13 protein-coding genes, 1 tRNA gene and 1 pseudogene are annotated in these 17,063 nt (G+C 56.2%); 8 read left to right on the top strand and 7 right to left on the bottom strand.

Features of this window, described 5'->3' with window-relative positions:
- Window positions 1-97 precede the first annotated feature (97 nt).
- Together EZI54_RS22045 and EZI54_RS22050 are read right to left on the bottom strand one after the other, a co-directional pair.
- Window positions 98-1,978 carry a DEAD/DEAH box helicase gene (locus tag EZI54_RS22045; RefSeq protein ID WP_131484042.1) on the bottom strand — a complete coding sequence of 627 codons (1,881 nt, stop codon included), beginning with the start codon at window positions 1,976-1,978 and terminating at the stop codon, window positions 98-100.
- A gap of 3 nt (window positions 1,979-1,981) precedes the next feature.
- Window positions 1,982-3,577: a HamA C-terminal domain-containing protein gene (locus EZI54_RS22050; RefSeq protein WP_131484043.1), complete on the bottom strand. Its 1,596-nt coding sequence runs from the start codon at window positions 3,575-3,577 to the stop codon at window positions 1,982-1,984.
- A gap of 168 nt (window positions 3,578-3,745) precedes the next feature.
- Between EZI54_RS22050 and EZI54_RS22055 the strand changes: the two are divergent.
- Window positions 3,746-4,335 (top strand): annotated as a pseudogene (locus EZI54_RS22055) (transposase).
- 209 nt (window positions 4,336-4,544) lie between these two features.
- Here the strand turns inward: EZI54_RS22055 and EZI54_RS22060 are convergent.
- Together EZI54_RS22060 and EZI54_RS22065 are read right to left on the bottom strand one after the other, a co-directional pair.
- Window positions 4,545-4,631 (bottom strand) — tRNA-Leu (locus EZI54_RS22060).
- Window positions 4,632-4,727: 96 nt separating this feature from the next.
- Window positions 4,728-5,351 carry a class I SAM-dependent methyltransferase gene (locus EZI54_RS22065; protein ID WP_131484044.1) on the bottom strand — a complete coding sequence of 208 codons (624 nt, stop codon included), beginning with the start codon at window positions 5,349-5,351 and terminating at the stop codon, window positions 4,728-4,730.
- Between the two features lie 284 nt (window positions 5,352-5,635).
- Between EZI54_RS22065 and EZI54_RS22070 the strand changes: the two genes are divergently transcribed.
- The 4 genes from EZI54_RS22070 to cydC are packed head-to-tail and all read left to right on the top strand — an operon-like array spanning window position 5,636 to window position 11,474.
- Window positions 5,636-7,081, top strand: coding sequence for a cytochrome ubiquinol oxidase subunit I (locus EZI54_RS22070; RefSeq protein ID WP_131484045.1), 1,446 nt, complete (start codon window positions 5,636-5,638; stop codon window positions 7,079-7,081).
- A 2-nt stretch (window positions 7,082-7,083) separates the two neighbouring features.
- Window positions 7,084-8,085, top strand: a complete 1,002-nt coding sequence (cydB, locus tag EZI54_RS22075) for a cytochrome d ubiquinol oxidase subunit II (RefSeq protein ID WP_131484046.1) — start codon at window positions 7,084-7,086, stop codon at window positions 8,083-8,085.
- On the top strand, window positions 8,069-9,820 hold the full coding sequence (gene cydD / locus EZI54_RS22080) for a thiol reductant ABC exporter subunit CydD (RefSeq protein ID WP_242674561.1): 1,752 nt from the start codon (window positions 8,069-8,071) through the stop codon (window positions 9,818-9,820). Before cydB ends, cydD begins: the two co-directional genes overlap by 17 nt.
- Window positions 9,813-11,474, top strand: coding sequence for a thiol reductant ABC exporter subunit CydC (gene cydC / locus EZI54_RS22085; protein WP_131484047.1), 1,662 nt, complete (start codon window positions 9,813-9,815; stop codon window positions 11,472-11,474). The genes cydD and cydC overlap by 8 nt, the downstream gene beginning before the upstream one ends.
- Window positions 11,475-11,481: 7 nt before the next feature.
- On the opposite strand, the gene EZI54_RS22090 is transcribed toward cydC, so the two are convergent.
- The 3 genes from EZI54_RS22090 to EZI54_RS22100 form a co-directional block, all read right to left on the bottom strand.
- Window positions 11,482-12,723, bottom strand: a complete 1,242-nt coding sequence (locus EZI54_RS22090; RefSeq protein WP_131484048.1) for a saccharopine dehydrogenase family protein — start codon at window positions 12,721-12,723, stop codon at window positions 11,482-11,484.
- Between the two features lie 55 nt (window positions 12,724-12,778).
- Window positions 12,779-13,186, bottom strand: coding sequence for a hypothetical protein (locus tag EZI54_RS22095; RefSeq protein WP_131484049.1), 408 nt, complete (start codon window positions 13,184-13,186; stop codon window positions 12,779-12,781).
- A 108-nt stretch (window positions 13,187-13,294) separates the two neighbouring features.
- Entirely contained in the window at window positions 13,295-14,077 is a 783-nt protein-coding gene (locus EZI54_RS22100) for an SDR family NAD(P)-dependent oxidoreductase (RefSeq protein WP_131484050.1), read from the bottom strand.
- Between the two features lie 163 nt (window positions 14,078-14,240).
- On the opposite strand from EZI54_RS22100, the gene EZI54_RS22105 reads away from it, so the two are divergent.
- The 3 genes from EZI54_RS22105 to EZI54_RS22115 all read left to right on the top strand — a co-directional run bounded on the left by EZI54_RS22105 (window position 14,241) and on the right by EZI54_RS22115 (window position 15,978).
- On the top strand, window positions 14,241-14,600 hold the full coding sequence (locus EZI54_RS22105) for a hypothetical protein (protein ID WP_123634490.1): 360 nt from the start codon (window positions 14,241-14,243) through the stop codon (window positions 14,598-14,600).
- Window positions 14,601-14,614: 14 nt separating this feature from the next.
- Window positions 14,615-15,058 carry a hypothetical protein gene (locus EZI54_RS22110; RefSeq protein ID WP_131484051.1) on the top strand — a complete coding sequence of 148 codons (444 nt, stop codon included), beginning with the start codon at window positions 14,615-14,617 and terminating at the stop codon, window positions 15,056-15,058.
- A 71-nt stretch (window positions 15,059-15,129) separates the two neighbouring features.
- A complete protein-coding gene (locus EZI54_RS22115) occupies window positions 15,130-15,978 on the top strand; it encodes an ion transporter (protein WP_131484052.1) in 849 nt (282 codons plus the stop codon).
- The last annotated feature ends 1,085 nt before the right edge of the window (window positions 15,979-17,063 follow it).

Genomic DNA, 17,063 nt, shown 5'->3' on the forward strand with positions numbered 1-17,063 from the left:
TGGAAACACCCGGAACTGGGAAGTCACCGGTCCGGTATCGCTTAACCCTGGGAAATCGCAGGAAGTTGAGCGCAATAAGCTGGCCGCTTAAATGCGGTCATTTGGACAACTGGGTTGAAAATCGCCGCAAGCTAAAACAAACAATATTTCTAATGAATTTTAGATCGTTCTCAACAACATAGGACGGATCTTCGCTGCTGCCTGAAATTCTTGATGAAAGATAATCCGCTAATGAGGAAGACCTCATTATAGACTCAACCTTATGAAGAAGCTGCGAATCTGAATAGACGCCATAATGCTGACAACTATGATTCAGAAAGTTGAGATAGCAGATCTTAAATAGCATTTCCTTTTGTGCATAGTTCGGATACTCCCCGGTGAACAACGAATCATTATAGTAGTCCGAGTTTACTTCCAGCTCCTTAGCCACCTTGATTTGCCCCTCTATGTCTAATGGCAAATTCTTTTTCAAAAAATCTTGGCTTAAATATTTGTTATTAAGAAGGTTTTCAAATTTACCGGAAGGTATCTCAGGCCTGTCATCTTCATCATCGTACAACAAATGCCAAGAGGCTCTAGGATAGTTTTCGGGGAAGCCAATCGGAAAGGAGACATCAAAGAGCGAAGCTTCTGGCGCACTCTCTAAAATATGAGCTTCGCCAACGAAATGCTCCCCCATCCGACCAGCTCTACCCAAAATGTTTTTAAAACTGAAAAAATCCAATATGTTTGTAGCTTTACGACGGTCATACATAATAACTGTCTTAGCTACGGTATTAACACCCTCAATTATCGTTGAAGTACATACAAGAACCTTAAGCTGTCCTTTGTTAAATGCCTTAATCATCCACTGCTGAATTGCGCGAGGAACGCCACCATGATGTATTCCAATACCCGCACGCAGAGATTCAGCTACGATCCAATATGGACTATAATTGGCTTCTATCCATGCCACTGCATCTTCAACATCTTGGCCTATATCAAAGCCTCCTTTTTCTGCAAGCAAACCTGCCACAGTGGAAGCACTCGTTGGTGACTGGCAGTAAACAATTTTTGAATCTGAATTTCTATATACTAGCTCTTCTAGCTTTTGAAATCGCCTCGGATCATTTTTTTTATAATTATAATGAGTAACATCAGCGGCTACAGTCGTAAACTGCGTGGGAATGAAGTAATAATCCCTTCCGTAAAAGTCTAAACCTCTAACACTCTCGATGTTAGGGCCCAGCAAATAAAACTGAGCACTTAATTTGACTAATTTATGAAACGCATAATTTAAAAGAAGAGCCCGTTCATCAGATTCCTCAAACTTTGGGTCAACTTTGTAGAATTCATCTACGATCAACAGATCAATTTTATTTATGTGATTTAACTCTAGCGCGCGCTCTTGAGTAAGCGCATAAATATTTATGGCGTGATCCGATTCCAGCTCTGACTGCGAACTGTGCGTAATAACTTTAAGATTATTTTGAAATTTTTCAGAGATTCTTTGTCTGGTTTCATCAATTAGTGCCAAGGTAGGAAGGATTATAACAATTTTTTTGAAGCGACCACTTCTAATAAGTGAATCAATTAAAATACTTTTTCCGAAACTTGTTGGCGCACTGAGTATTACATTTTCCCCGTTTACTAGCTTATTATAGACTTTGGATTGTAATGAATGAAATACTAATTCCTCACCCTCTGTTTCAGGTCTATGGAGTTCATAGGCCAACGTTTCAAAAAAGTCTAAATGCGCGCCTTGCTCAGGAAGCTGCATGTATGGAAACAACCCCGTTTTACGCAACATCGAATTAAGTAATACGGAGTCAAATTCATTTCTATGCTCTAGCAGCCTAATCAATAGTTCCCGGCCTTTATCTATGCTCTCTTTAGAGTTACACAGCATTGAAATATGCTGTAGTATTTCAAAATTGTTTTGATTTCTAAACACTCCATTCTTTAAGCGAACTTTAAGATCATCAAATGATAAATCCATTACTTAACCTCCAAGCCGCTTATTAAACTCATCGTTCAAACGATCTATATCTTCAGCTGGAATCATAAAGATATAGATTTTCAGTGAGTCAATTTCTGAAGGAAGGTTTTCTAATAATTTAGAGAAGTTTTTTTGCATTTCTTCTTCAATGGATTCTTTATAGTTTTCTTTATCTAGAAAAGCGTCAGATCTATATATTACAAGAAGCGAAATACAAAGCCTACTTAATAAATCGTTTAAGGACGTGTCTTCATCCAAAAAATCGACTATATCAGATGACGAATAATGAGACGCCTCAAAGAGATCGACGATCACTCTTCGCTCTTTCTCAACAAATTTAGGATCAAGTATACTTTTTATTAGATCGAAACATTTAGGAATTGTTTCAGTAAACCTTACTTTCGATATAATACTGCTCCCAAGCCATAACTCTTGGATTCCGCTATTATTTACAAAATGAGAATTTCTAAAGGATTTGTACTGACTAGTGTCAGCTAAGTAAAATACCTTGCATGGAATAGGCTCGCTTTTGAGAGCTGTGCGCAAGCATGTATGTAGCGTCAAATTCCCCAGGATTTCATCCATTTGCTCTGAAAATTTATCGCGTATTCTTTTTGTTGTGTCGTGTAGTTTCTTCCCATATTCCAAATGGTTAGTGGGTAAATTACTAAGCTCTGAAGCTTGCAAACAGAACTCTGGCAACCAAATGAGAAGGTGCTCGACGAAATCATCTACGCGCCACTCGTTTAAATTAAGTCCGATATCAAGCCCATGCCCTGTTCTAATTTTCGCATCAGTATCATAAAAGACATCTATTAAAAATGGCTTTATGATTTTCTCTGGTGAATAAGGGTGTTTAGTAGGGTTGGCACTGGTCGCGGCATTATCCATTAATTTCTTGAATCGCTTCTCAAACTCGTCCTTTTTAAATATTTTTTTTTCGAACTCTGTCTTGTTTGATGCAGCCGCTGCTTCGATCGCACTTAAAAGTAGCTTGTCATTGATCTCCAAGATTTGCGCCGACGTCAAATTGTAACCAAAATTTTCGGCAATACTATTTATCGAATTTTGATTCCTAAACTTTATCGCATCAATTTCTTTTATCACTTCCCAGTGGCAGTTATCTACCCAGTACTCAGCCGAGTTTTTATTTGGTGATACCGCACCTTTATGCCGCCTTGTTATTACATTTATGAGTTGTTGGCGCTTTTTTGCGTCCCTTTGTTCTTTAGGATAAAGCAACGTCTTTACCGATGATGAGCCTACGTCACGAGATGAGATTATTCGAAATTTAGCAGGAACTTGCAAGCTATCAAGCTTGAGTTGTTTTATGTAAATCTCGCTATCGCATAACTCTTCAGTAGACCATTTTTTTGCACCATCAGTGGTTTTTACCTGAATATTTAAAACATAGTTGCCGGTGGTTCCTGAGACTACTATTGAGATATCGTCGCGGGTCTCACAATGAACTTCTTGTACGGAACTATCCGAAAGTAATGAAAGTATGTGGCGTACAGCTATGTGATCTTGGAAAAGGAAGCCCTTTTTAGCGCCAACTCCGCCACTATCGGAGTTAGTGGACGTTATGATTCCATTCACGAGAAAACCCCTAATACAATTATTTTCGTTCTTCGTCAGAGTGCATTTATAATATTCTTATTTAGCTTACTATAGAGTATCTAGAATAGACACCTAGGGAGACTCTTAATAAGTCTCAAATTCAGCGATAATACGGTCATCGTCGCCCGCATAGGATTCAGTGCCGCCATGGATCAGATTACCTTCTCCGAGACCGAGTACCAGACCAAGAAGCGCAAAACCCGCCGCGAAATTTTTCGGGAACGAATGGAGAAGCTGATTCCCTGGAAGCAGTTGGAAAAAATTAGCCCGTCACTATCCCAAGGTTCAGACGAGCCGTCCGCCTTACACGCTGTCCACCATGCTCCGCGTTCACTGCATGCAGTCGTTCTATAACCTCAGCGATCCGGCAATACCACCGCTGCCAATGTTCACGACATCGTGCCCACCGACGAGCTGTTGCACGGTTACGAGCAACGAGTCTTCGATGATACCGGTTACCTTGGCGGTAAAAGCGGGATGAGCATAAGCACCGCGAAAACGTCTCCTGGTTCATTGCCAAACGGCCTGACTCCCGGAAGAAGCTGGATGCCGATAAATTGAAAGCCGAAACAATCAAAGCCAGTGTTCGTGCCAAGGTTGAGCATCCCTTTCGGTACATCAAGCAGGTCTTCGGTCATGGCAAGGTCCGCTATCGTGGTGTTGCCAAAAACAACCGGCTGCATCTGCTGGCAGCGTTCAGCAACTTGCTGAGTGGTAAAAAATACCTGCTGGTTTAGGGCCGGCGCGCCTGTTTTCCGCCAAAATGGCGGGAAGCACACTAATAACGGGAAAATAGTGTCTGAATCTTCGATTTTTGCCGGCGAAAACCAAGACCAGCAAAAAAACCACGGTTATTCAGACTTCCCTAGTGTCTACATATTGTCTACAAATTTTTAGCACTTGAACTTAAGAGCTTTAGGTAAGAAAGGTAATCTATTGATATTTATGGTGCCCGGGGCCGGACTCGAACCGGCACGACCTAACGGTCAAGAGATTTTAAGTCTCCAGTGTCTACCAATTTCACCACCCGGGCAGAGGGAGTGCTGAAAGGAGCGGGGATTGTATAAGCAGCTGTGGCTGATCGCAATCTTGCCCTTCAAATCGGTCAAATCTCAACCAGACCACTCCCCTATTCGGGCTTTCGAGCCACTCCGTACGTCACAAATCCCGCGATCTTCGGCGTGTTCTGGATGTATAGGCTGTCGGCCGACTCTATCTCGAAGCCGGCGGACTCGAGCAGCCGTGTAATCGGTCGGTTCAGGTGACAGCCGCCTGCGACTTTTCGCCACGCCGGGGTCAGGCGGTCCTGCCATTTGCGCACGCCCGGCTCCGGGGCGCGGCCGTGTTCGCAGAACAGGAGCTGGCCGTCCGGTTTGAGGACGCGCTTCATCTGCTGCAAGGCCTGGAACCAGTCCGGGATGGTGCAGAGGGTGAAGGTGAGCAACACGGTGTCCACGCTGTTGTCCTCCAGCGGGATGCGCTCGCCCGGCAAATCCAGCCATTTGACCTCCACCGGCGCCTCCGCCACGTTTCGCGCGGCAATCCGTCGCATGCCCTCGGACGGTTCCAGACCCCATACTGAATTGACCCTGTCGGGATTGTAGTACTGGAGGTTCACCCCGGACCCCATGCCCACTTCGAGGACATCGCCCCGGGCCTGAGGCACCAGTTGCTGGCGCAGTTTCATCACCGGTCCGATGGAGCAGGCACGGTTAATCAGGTGGGGTAAAACATGATCTTCATAAAGTGACATTGGAACACTCCGGTTCGCGCACTACTATTGTGAGAGGCATGTAGGCTATTGATTTCCGATATTGATTTCAGTCAATGCACGCAATGGCTCGACAGGTACGCTGAGCAGGATTTTCGGACTGGTCATGGATCCTCACAGTCCGTCATTCCGGATGCCGGTAACAATAAGGGGTCTTCTGGTCACCAGACAGCACCCCACTCCTCAGATGGCATTTCGTTTTCGTTTGAGCGGCCGCTCCAGCATGACCTGGAACGCCTTTGTCTAACCTGTGCCCGGAGGTACCCGTGGATTTAGATCCCATTCTCCTCTCCCGTATCCAGTTCGCCTTCGTTGTATCGTTTCACGCGATCTTCCCGGTCTTCACGATCGGCCTGGCGTCCTATATCGCAGTCCTGGAAGGACTGTTCTTTCGCACTCAAAACCCGGCCTGGGAAAAGCTGTCGGCCTTCTGGACGAAGGTTTTCGCCGTGGTCTTCGGGATGGGCGTGGTCTCCGGCATTGTGATGTCGTTCCAGTTTGGTACGAACTGGAGCAATTTTGCACAAGCCTCGTCAAATTTTATCGGGCCGTTGCTCAGCTACGAGGTGGTGACGGCCTTCTTCCTGGAGGCGGGCTTCCTCGGGGTGCTGCTGTTCGGGCGTCACAAGGTGCCGGCCGGTGTGCATCTGTTTGCTGCGCTGATGGTGGCCCTGGGCACGTTCATCTCGGCCTTTTGGATCCTGGTGGCCAACAGCTGGATGCAGACCCCGGCGGGCACCGAAATGCGCGATGGCGTGATCCACGTGTTGTCCTGGAGTGAAGCGATCTTCAATCCCTCCTTCCCGTTCCGCTTCCTGCACATGGTGATGGCCTCTTTCCTGACCGGCAGCTTCGTGGTGGCAGGCGTGAGCGCCTGGTACCTGCTGCTCGGCCGCGAGAAGGAAGCCAACCGCAAGGCGCTGTCCATGTGCCTGTGGCTGATCCTTTTCCTGGCGCCGGCACAGGCCTTCATCGGTGACGAGCACGGTCTGAACAGCCTGGAACACCAGCCCACCAAGGTCGCTGCGATGGAAGGCAACTGGGAAACCCAGTCCGGCGTACCGCTGCTGCTGTTCGCTTGGCCGGATCAAGAAACCCAGTCCAACCTGATGGAAATCGGCATCCCGCATATGGCGAGCCTGATCCTGACCCACGATTGGAACGGTGTCGTGCCGGGCCTGAAGGAGGTATCGCCGGATGAACAGCCGCCGGTCTCCATCGTGTTCTGGAGCTTCCGCATCATGGTCGCCATGGGCCTGTTGATGATTCTCGCCGGCGTGATCGGCGTGATCCTGCGAGCCACCGGCAAGCTGTACAGCACCGTCTGGTACCTGCAGAGCCTGCGACTGATGAGCATCGCGCCCTTCCTGGCGGTTCTCAGCGGCTGGTTCGTCACCGAAGTGGGCCGCGCGCCCTGGCTGATCTACGGCATCATGACCCAGGCGGAGGCGGTCACCCCGTCGCTGACCGGTGGTATGGCCCTGTTCACACTGATCGGCTACATCGTGGTCTACGCCATGGTGTTCACCGCCGGCGTCTACTACCTGTTCCGGGTCCTGCAGATGGGCGTGGAAGACGAAGAGCCGGTGGACGAGGAACACGATCGCGCGATGCGTCCGCTGTCGGCCGCGCACGTGACCTTCGAGGCCGGTCCCTATCCGGGACGCGATCACGACACCCACGCCGCACCGCTGAACAAGGGAGGCCACTAATCATGCAATTGATCGATTTACCGCTTATCTGGGCTGTGATTATCGGGTTCGGCGTCATCATGTACGTCCTGATGGACGGCTTTGACCTGGGGCTGGGTATCCTCTTCCCCTTCGCCCCGGACGAACAGGCCCGGGATGTGATGATGAACTCCGTCGCTCCCATCTGGGACGGCAACGAAACCTGGCTGGTGCTCGGCGGTGCCGGGTTGCTGGCCGCGTTCCCGCTGGTCTACTCGATCTTCCTGCCGGCGCTGTACATCGGGGTGTTCCTGCTGCTGGCCGGCCTGATCTTTCGCGGTGTGGCGTTCGAGTTCCGCTTCAAGGCGCGCACGTCCCGCTACCTGTGGAACTGGGCCTTTGCGGTGGGCTCCATGATCGCCTCGTTCGCGCAGGGTTGCGTGGTCGGCGCCTACATCCAGGGTTTTGAAACCCAGAATGGCGTCTACGTCGGCGGTGCGCTGGACTGGCTCACCCCGTTCACCGTGCTCACCGGCCTGGGCCTAATGGCCGGCTACGCGCTGCTGGGCAGTACCTGGCTGATCCTGAAGTCCGAAGGCTACATCCAGGAATGGGCCTACAAGATCACCCGTCCGCTGCTGATTGCGGTGCTGGTGGTGTTCGCCATCGTCAGTGCCTGGACGCCCTTTGTAGACGAGCTGGTGCGTCAGCGCTGGTTCTCCGCCATCGAAGTCATCTGGATCTTCCCGGTGCTGGCGCTGTTCTGTGCCTACCAGATCTTCCGTCACGTCGGTAAACGCAACGAAGGCATGCCGTTCGTGTCCACCATGGGGCTGTTCATCTTCAGCTACCTGGGCCTGATCGCCAGCCGCTGGCCGTACGTGGTGCCGCCGGACTACACCTTGTGGGATGCGGCCTCAGCACCTGAATCCCAGTTGTTCCTGCTGCTCGGGGTGCTGTTCGTGATCCCGATCGTGCTGGTGTACACCGCCTGGTCTTACTGGGTCTTCCGCGGCAAGGTCAAGGCAGGTGTCGGCTATCACTGAACCAACCTCCTCCAATGACGAGGCTCCCGGCGCTGCGGCCGGGAGCCCTTCCTCCACGGAAAAGGAAAGGCAACGGCGGGTCCGGCACTGGCTCAACGAGCTGGCCGGCCCGGCGCGGCCCCAGATTCGCCTCGCCATTTTCGGTGGCACCGCCTCCGCCATTGCCATGGTGGTCCAGCTTGGGCTGACGGCCTGGCTGGTGTCTCAGGTGGTGATGAAACACGTCGAACTCGTCACACTGACACCACTGATTGGCGGTATTCTCGCCGCGATTCTGCTGCGTGGCGCGTTCCAAATCATGCGCGACAACGCCGCCGCGGCGTCCAGCGAAACCATCCGCCAATCCGTTCGCCGGCAATTAATTGAAAGCTGGCAGGCACAGGGCCCTGCGGGGCTGGCCCGGACCAGTCCGGCCACCCTGGCCAGCGAATGGCTGGAACAGGTGGAAGCCCTCCACGGTTACTTCGCCCGCTTCCTGCCGCAGATGATGCTGTCGGTCATCGTGCCGCTGCTGATCCTGGTGGTGGTGTTCTGCTACGACGGGCTCGCCGCCCTCTTCCTGTTGCTCTCGGCACCGCTCATTCCGCTGTTCATGGCACTGGTGGGCATGGGCGCCGAGAAGCTGAACCAGCAGCACTTCGAAACCCTGGGCCGGTTGTCCGGTCATTTCATGGACCGGCTGCGGGGGCTCACGACCCTTCAGCTGTTCGGTCAGACGGATAAGGCCACTCGCGAGGTGGGCCAGGTCACCGACCAGTTCCGCAAGGTAAACATGAAAACGCTCAAGGTGGCGTTCCTGTCCTCGGCGGTGCTGGAGTTTTTCTCGTCGGTCGCCATTGCGGTGATCGCCATGTACATCGGCTTCGGGCTGCTGGGCTATATCCATTTCGGCGGGGCCGATGAGCTGACGCTGTTCAGCGGCCTGTTCATCCTGCTTCTGGCGCCGGAGTTCTTCCAGCCGCTGCGCCTCCTGTCCCAGCATTACCACGACCGCGCCTCTGCCATCGGCGCCGCGGATTGCCTGCTGGAGCGCCTGGAGGCCGAATCCGCTCGTTCTCCAACGGCCCCGGCGGTTTACGACACGCCGGACACCGCCCAGGGCATTCACCTGAAGCACGTCTCGTTCGGGTTCGCCGATCGCGGCCCGCTGTTTGCCGATCTGTCGCTGACGATCGGCGCGGGCGAGATTGTCGGGCTGGAAGGGCCTTCGGGCTGCGGCAAGTCCACCCTGCTGCACCTGATTGCCGGCTTTTGCCTGCCCCAGTCCGGATCGATCAGCGTGTTTGGCGAGACGCCGGGTGCCCGCCCCTTCGGCTGGCTGGGTCAGTCCCCCTTTATCCTACAGGGCACCTGGGCGCAAAACCTGCGCCTGGTGGCGCCAGACGCCAGCGACGAGCAATTGTTGGATGCCCTCGCCAAGGCCGGCCTGACGCACCTGGTGGAAACCCATCCGCAACGGCTGAACGCGCCCGTGTCCGAGTCCGGCGCCGGGCTGTCCGGCGGTCAGGCTCGTCGACTGGCCCTGGCGCGCATTTTCCTGGCGGATTACCCGCTGGTGCTGCTGGATGAACCCACGGCCGGCCTGGACGCCGAAAGCGAAGAACAGGTGATCGCCGCCCTGGACGAGCTGGTCGCCAATGGCCGGACCCTGGTGCTCGCCAGCCATCACCCGCAATTGCTGGATATGGCGGACACGGTGTACCGCGTCCGTCACGGAGGGCTGATCCATGAATGAACTCTGGCCCTGGCTGAAACTGATCCTGCAACGTCGTGGCCGCTTGGTGATCGGCGGCGTGCTGATCCTGCTGACGGTGCTGTCCGCCATTGGCCTGCTGGGTCTGTCCGGCTGGTTCCTGACTGCCTCGGCCATCACCGGCGCCCTGCTGGCCAAAGGCATCCACGCGTTTTTGGACATCTACGTGCCGGGCGGCGGCATCCGCTTCTTTGCCATCACCCGGACCGTGTCCCGCTATGTCGAGCGGGTGTTCAACCACGACACCGTGCTGCGCCTGCTCGCCGACCTGCGCGTTCGCCTGTTTTCGACCCTGGCTCACCAGCTGCCCCATGAGCACCTGTTCGCCCGGGCCTCGGATCGGCTGAGCCGTCTGGTGCAGGACATCGATGCACTCGACAACCTGTATCTGCGGCTGCTGGCGCCGCTGGGCGTGGCGATTCTGGCCATTGGCACTGTCAGCCTGCTGGCGTTGCTGGTCAGCGGTCAGCTTGCCCTGTGGGTGCTGGTCGCCCTGCTGGCGCTGGCTGCCGTCATCACGCTGGGTCTGGCCCGAATGAATCGACAGCGCACCGCGCGCCGGGTGGAGCGCCTGGAAAACCTGCGTGGACGGCTGATCGAGACCCTGGAAGGTCAGGCGGAACTGCGGGCGGCCGGGCTGATCGGCGCATATTACGATCGGCTGCTGGACGACGACGAGGTCATGATGCGCCCGCAGTACGCCACGGAGCGGTCGGTTTCCACGGCGCAGGGCCTGATCACCTGGACCGTGCAGGCCATCGCGCTGCTGGCGCTGGTGATGGGGCTGGGCGGCGTCGAATCCGGCACTGTGAGTGGTCCCGTGGCGGTGTTGATCCCGCTTGCGGTACTCGGCCTGGGTGAGATCCTGATTGCCCTGCCCCCGGCTTACGCGGAATTCGGCGGTACGGTAGCCTCTGCCCGTCGTCTCAACAACGAAGTGCATTACGAGCTCATGGACGCTCCGGAGACCGTCGACGAGCCCTCGCCCGGCGAGCTGGAATGGCTCGATGTGGGCTTTGCGTTTGAGGATCATCACCCGCTGTTGAGCCACTTCTCGCTGAAACTGGCCCCCGGGGACCGGGTTGGCTTCATCGGTGCGTCCGGTAGTGGCAAGTCCACGCTGGCCGACCTGGCGGCCGGTCTGCTGACCCCGGATACCGGCGAAATCCGTTGCCACGGTCGGCCCCGCTGGCCGGCGGGCGGCATTGGCGCGCAGCGCAACGTGGCTTACCTGACCCAACGTACTCACCTGTTTAACGGGACGCTGCTGGATAACCTCAAACTGGCCCGGCCGGACGTGACCTCCGGTGAAATCTGGCACGTGCTGGAGGTCGTCCAACTGGCGGAAGCCGTGGACAGCTGGCCTCTGGGCCTGATGACCTGGGTCGGCGAAGCGGGCCGCCAACTCTCCGGTGGCGAGGCCCGCCGGGTCGCGCTGGCGCGGGTGCTCCTGCTGGATGCACCCATCGTGATTCTCGACGAGCCGTTTACCGGCCTGGATCGGGAAACGGCCGCGCAGCTGTCCAAGGCGCTGGAAATCGAGTTGAGTGGCAAGACGGTGGTGGGCCTGGCCCACGACGCCAGCGCCCTGCCACCGATGCACAGGACGCTGACGGTGGAGGAATGGCGAGCCTGACGCGCGTCTAGCGGTTCTCGAGCAATTCGAAGCGCAGGCCCGCGTTCGCCACCAGGCGGTCGATGGCTTTCTGGCCCAGCAGGGAGGCCGGAGTCCAGAAACCGCCGGGGCGCTTTTCCGGCGTGTCGATGTCGAACGCCAGGCACATGGCCGCCTCGCCCAGCATCTTGCCGGTGGAGCCGTAACCGGGATCCCGGTCGCCGGTCACCTTGGTGCGAATGATCTCCCCTTTTGGGGAAATGCCCACGAAACGCAGGTCAAAGAAACCTTCCTCCTGGGCTTTGGGCGTCGGGCCTTCGCCCGGCTTGGGCAGGACAAACTTCTCCAGCGCCCAACGGGCCGGTTTGATGGTCGCAGCCACCAGGAAACCGCCCAGTCCCGCAGCCACACCCAGCGCCGCCGCGCGTCCCTTGAGTCCTTTACCGGTCAGGACCGCCTCGTCGTAACCGAATTCCTGACCGTAGGCGGCACCCTGCAAGGCGTTGGAGCGGTGTACGACACGGGTATTGATGGCGCCCATCACGAACGGCGCCGTCCACGCCTGGAAATCCTCATCGTATTCCGCCGCTTTCACGTTGTGCTGACGACGGGCCGGCCGGAAATCCTTCGGGCAGATGGAATACGGGTTGGCCAGTTCCTTGCGCAGTGCGGGATCGGCCACCGCTTCCTTGGTCACGTTGATCATGCTGGCGACGGTACCACCGGACAATCCGCCCTTGGCTGCCTTCACCCGCATTTTCACCGTCGAGCACGGCTCACCGAACTGAGCTTTCGCCTGCTGCTGAAGGTAATAAACGCCCATGTCCGAGGGAATCGAGTCGAAGCCGCAGCAATGAACGATGCGCGCGCCGGTGACTTTTGCCTGCTCCTCGTAACGCTCGATCATCTTACGGATCCACTGCACTTCGCCGGTCAGGTCGCAGTAATCCGTACCGCTGTTCACGCACGCCTGAACCAGCGGCTCACCGTAGAGTGCGTAGGGCCCGACCGTGGAAATGACCACGCGGGTCTGTTCGCACATCTCGGTCAGCGATGCTTCGTTGCCGGCGTCCGCGATGATGACCGGAAGATCCGCGGCCGCCTCACCCAGCCCCGACTTGAACGTTACCAGCTTGGCTTCCGAACGCCCGGCAATGGCCCACTTCACCTCGCCACCAACGCCATATCGCTCAAGGAGGTAACGGGACAGGATCTGCCCCACGAAACTGGTCGCGCCGAAAACCACAATGTCGAATGGTGCCTGACTCATTCTGAGATCCCTTTTGTTGACAGTAGCTGAAAATTTATTCGTACTTTTTTGATTATTATAATTTTCTGCGATTAACCATAAACGCCATGAACACCGCCAGCCCCAGGCCCCAGAAGCCGTTCAGCACCAGTCCACCCATCCAGGTCTGAGCGGACACGGGGATTCCCTTGAGCGGAAACACCACCAGCATGGCGACCACGGTGGGCCCTATTGCACCAAGAACAATGGCACTGATCCAGTGCGCCAGCGGCTTCATGCGACGGATAGCCGCCCAGATGGGAATACCCCAGAGCCCGCCGAAGAACGCCAGTGACAGGACCGCAGGCACACCGAATGGCGGAACGGGCGCAACGTTGTACGGCGCCACCGGCACCAGACCGGTCAGATAGAAAAGACCAAACAGCCCCTGGTGAAACAGAAGTGTCGCCAGCACACCGGCAACAAAGGCCTTGAGCCACTCCATAGCGATCCCCCGATTGGCAGTACAGAAGAGGCAGTATAGACAGGATTCAACGCGTTAGTGGTGATGCCTGGTTTGGTACGCACCCGCGCATCCTGCGGTTCAGGTCGATCAGTAGATTCGGCCCCGACGTCCCAACTGGTAGCGAACGGACTCCGGAAGCAACCCGCTGACTGACGCGATAACCTTGTTGAACCGGCCGGGAATGCAAACCGGCTTGCCGGCCAACGCGGCCCGGTAGCCCTCCTCGACGACGGCCGGCACGTTCTGCCACAGAATCGACGGCAGGCGACTCACCTGTTCGCGCGTGCCCTGGACGTCGTGGAACTCAGTGTAGGTAAAGCCCGGGCACAACGCAGTCACCCGAACGCCGTGCTGGCGAAATTCCATGTCCGCGCTCTCGGACACATTCACCACATAGTTCTTGATGCCCGTATACAGCATGCCCGCCGGCGACGGTGCAAAGGCGGCCAGGGACGCCACGTTGATGATGTGCCCATAGCCCCGCTTCACGATGCGCCGGCCCAGCTTGACCATCAGTTCGGTCAGCGCCGTGACCATCACCTGGATTTCCTGGTTCAGCACCGACCAGTCGCTGTCCACCAGGCTGGTGCGCGCGGCAAAACCGGCGTTGTTCACCAGGAAGTCCACATGGAGCCCGGCATCGTCGACGGCGTGGAGGATGCGTTCTACGGCACCGGAGTCGCCCAGGTCTTCGGCCACGATGTGAACCGCCACCCCAAAGCGGGCCTGCAGATCCCTACCGAGCGCTTCCAGACGCTCCCGGCGGCGGGCCACCAGCACCAGGTCGTAACCCTGACTGGCGAGTTTCTCGGCGAATCCCTGACCGATGCCGGCGGAGGCGCCGGTGACCAAGGCGGTTCTTCGGCTCATGCTATCTCCCTGTCCTGTACTGTCGCGTTGGGTTCCACGGGTTTCCGGGCGCCCGGTATCAAAGCGGCACTTCGGCCAATCGCAAGGCCGCTGACGTCCCTCACACTATGCATGAAAGCCTCGCAGGCCAAGTGCCTGTAGGGACGACAACGATGAAACAACCATGGTAACAGGAGTTTCCAACGTGACGGTGTTCCTCGCCTTGTGCGTGATTGGCCTGCTCATCGCCGCGATTGTGCTGTATCGCCAGCTCAAGCGTCAGGGTGAAATGCTGGAGAGCGCCCTGTCCCGGATCGAATCTTTGAACGGTGGGCGCCGTAGCGAAGAACCGCAGATGGTATTGACCGTGCGGGTACTGGATCCGATCGCCGTGGCCAAGCGGGAGTCCCGGTCCGCGCGGATTGTGGCGGATCACCTGCCCAATATGGTCTGCCGCCGGGTTTACCAGCAGGTGATGCGTGAAGTCGGCGCTGAACTGGCAGAGCGCGGCGTCGAAGCCGAAATGAAGGTGGAATATCGCTAACGGAGAAGGTCTCCATGCTCTGGATACTGCTGACCGGCACAGCCGTGACCGCCTTGTTTATGGGGCTGGCCTGGCAGCGTGCGTCACACATCAGTGAGCAGTTCAAGCGACTGGAAGCCACGCTCGCCCGAGTCGAGAATGCCGTTCGCAAACGCGAATTCGAGCGCATCGAGGCCGACAACCGGCGCCTGATGCTGCAGGATTCCGTCGACGGCGGCACCGCGGCGATTGCCGTCCTGCACCGCATGCTGAGCGACACCACCTTCCAGGCCATCGATCGCCTGTCCGGAGATGACCGGATCCGTGAAAACAGCCTCCGCGCCCGGGAAATCCATGACGACGTCTCCACCCGGGTGTATCGCTCCATCCGCGTCGCCAATCGCCAGATCCATTCCCTTGCGGACGTCATCATCCGCCTGAACCGTCGACGCCAAAAGAACAACGGCGATAAGGACTGAGAACGCTTCTCCTTTGGCGGGCAACGGCATAAAATTCGCACCTATCCCCGCGCTTTCGGAGACCCCACACCATGTCGTATTCCGCCGGTGCGCCTTCCGTTCTGGGAAGCCTGCGTCGCATTGAATCGAGTCGTCTCTTCCAGACGGCCGTCATCTCGATCATTATTTTGTCGGCGCTGGCCATCGGCGCCAAGACCTATGACCTTCCGGACGTGGTCGAGCAAGCGGTGCTGTTCCTCGACGGTGCGATTACCGTATTTTTCCTGCTGGAAATCATTTTCCGATTCGCGGTCTATCCCGACAAGAAACGCTTCCTGCTGGACGGCTGGAACCTGTTCGACACCATCGTGGTTGTGGGCAGCCTGATCCCGCTCGATAATTCCGAAGCCGTGCTCCTCGGCCGGCTGCTCCGGGTGTTCCGGGTGCTGCGTCTGGTTTCGGTGGTTCCGGAACTGCGCTTCCTGATCAACTCCCTGCTCAAGGCGATTCCCTGCATGGGTTACATCGCCCTGCTGATGTTCATCATCTTCTACATCTACGCCGCGATGGGTTCCCTGTTCTTCGCGCCGATCAACGAGGATCTGTGGGGCGACGTGGCCGTGTCGCTGCTTACGCTTTTCCGCGTGGCGACGTTCGAAGACTGGACGGACGTGATGTACGAAACCATGTCGGTCTACCCGCTGAGCTGGCTGTTCTACATCACCTTCATCTTTCTGACGGCGTTCGTGTTCCTGAACATGATGATCGGTGTGATCCTGGAAGTAATGAGCGCCGAGCAGAACAGTCGCGAGGCCGAACAGGCCCACCGCGAACGGGACGACATGGCCCGCAAGCTGGATGAGGTGCAGCAGCAGTTGAGCAGCCTGACCGACATGATGAACCGTCGTTTGCCGGCAGCGGACAGCGAGAATCGCCGGTAGGTATGTCCCGGTCGTAAGGTTTTGCACGGGTATGTAGCCGACGCTTCAGCTTCGGAGGGCCCGGCAGGGCCCCGGGTTTATCGGCAGGCCTACGGCCTGCTCAGAAGCTAAAGCGTCTGCTACATTAAAAACCACTTCCGCTTACCGATGACGGTTGTGTTCCTGCACATAACGATTGGCATGATTCGGGAAGCGATGACCGCGAGATGTCGCGTCCTGGTGTAGCCGACGCTTCAGCTTCGGAGGGGCCGGCAGGGCCCCGGGTTTATCGGCAGGCCTGCGGCCTGCTCAGAAGCTAAAGCGTCTGCTACATTAAAAACCACTTCCGCTTACCGATGACGGTTGTGTTCCTGCACATAACGATTGGCATGATTCGGGAAGCGATGACCGCGAGATGTCGCGTCCTAATGTAGCCGACGCTTTAGCTTCGGAGGGGCCGTCAGGGCCCCGGGTTTATCGGCAGGCCTGCGGCCTGCTCAGAAGCTAAAGCGTCTGCTACATTAAAAACCACTTCCGCTTACCGATGACGGTTGTGTTCCTGCATATAACGATTGGCATGATTCGGGAAGCGATGACCGCGAGATGTCGCGTCCTAATGTAGCCGACGCTTTAGCTTCGGAGGGCCCGGCAGGGCCCCGGGTTTATCGGCAGGCCTGCGGCCTGCTCAGAAGCTAAAGCGTCTGCTACATTAAAAACCACTTCCGCTTACCGATGACGTTTGTGTTCCTGCACATAACGATTGGCATGATTCGGGAAGCGATGACCGCGAGATGTCGCGTCCTGGTGTAGCCGACGCTTCAGCTTCGGAGGGCCCGTCAGGGCCCCGGGTTTATCGGCAGGCCTGCGGCCTGCTCAGAAGCTAAAGCGTCTGCTACATTAAAACCACTTCCGCTTACCGATGACGGTTGTGTTCCTGCACATAACGATTGGCATGATTCGGGAAGCGATGACCGCGAGATGAGGTGGACCCGATCAGTTGGACAACCTGATGGTGTCACTAAGCTATGATCCGGTTGTTTCCCTGGCTCAGGCTAGCCAAGGCTATCGGTTGCCCGTAGTACACCTCATCGGGCGTTTGATACTCA

The sequence above is a fragment of the Marinobacter halodurans genome (assembly GCF_004327985.1).
GTDB lineage: Bacteria > Pseudomonadota > Gammaproteobacteria > Pseudomonadales > Oleiphilaceae > Marinobacter_A > Marinobacter_A halodurans.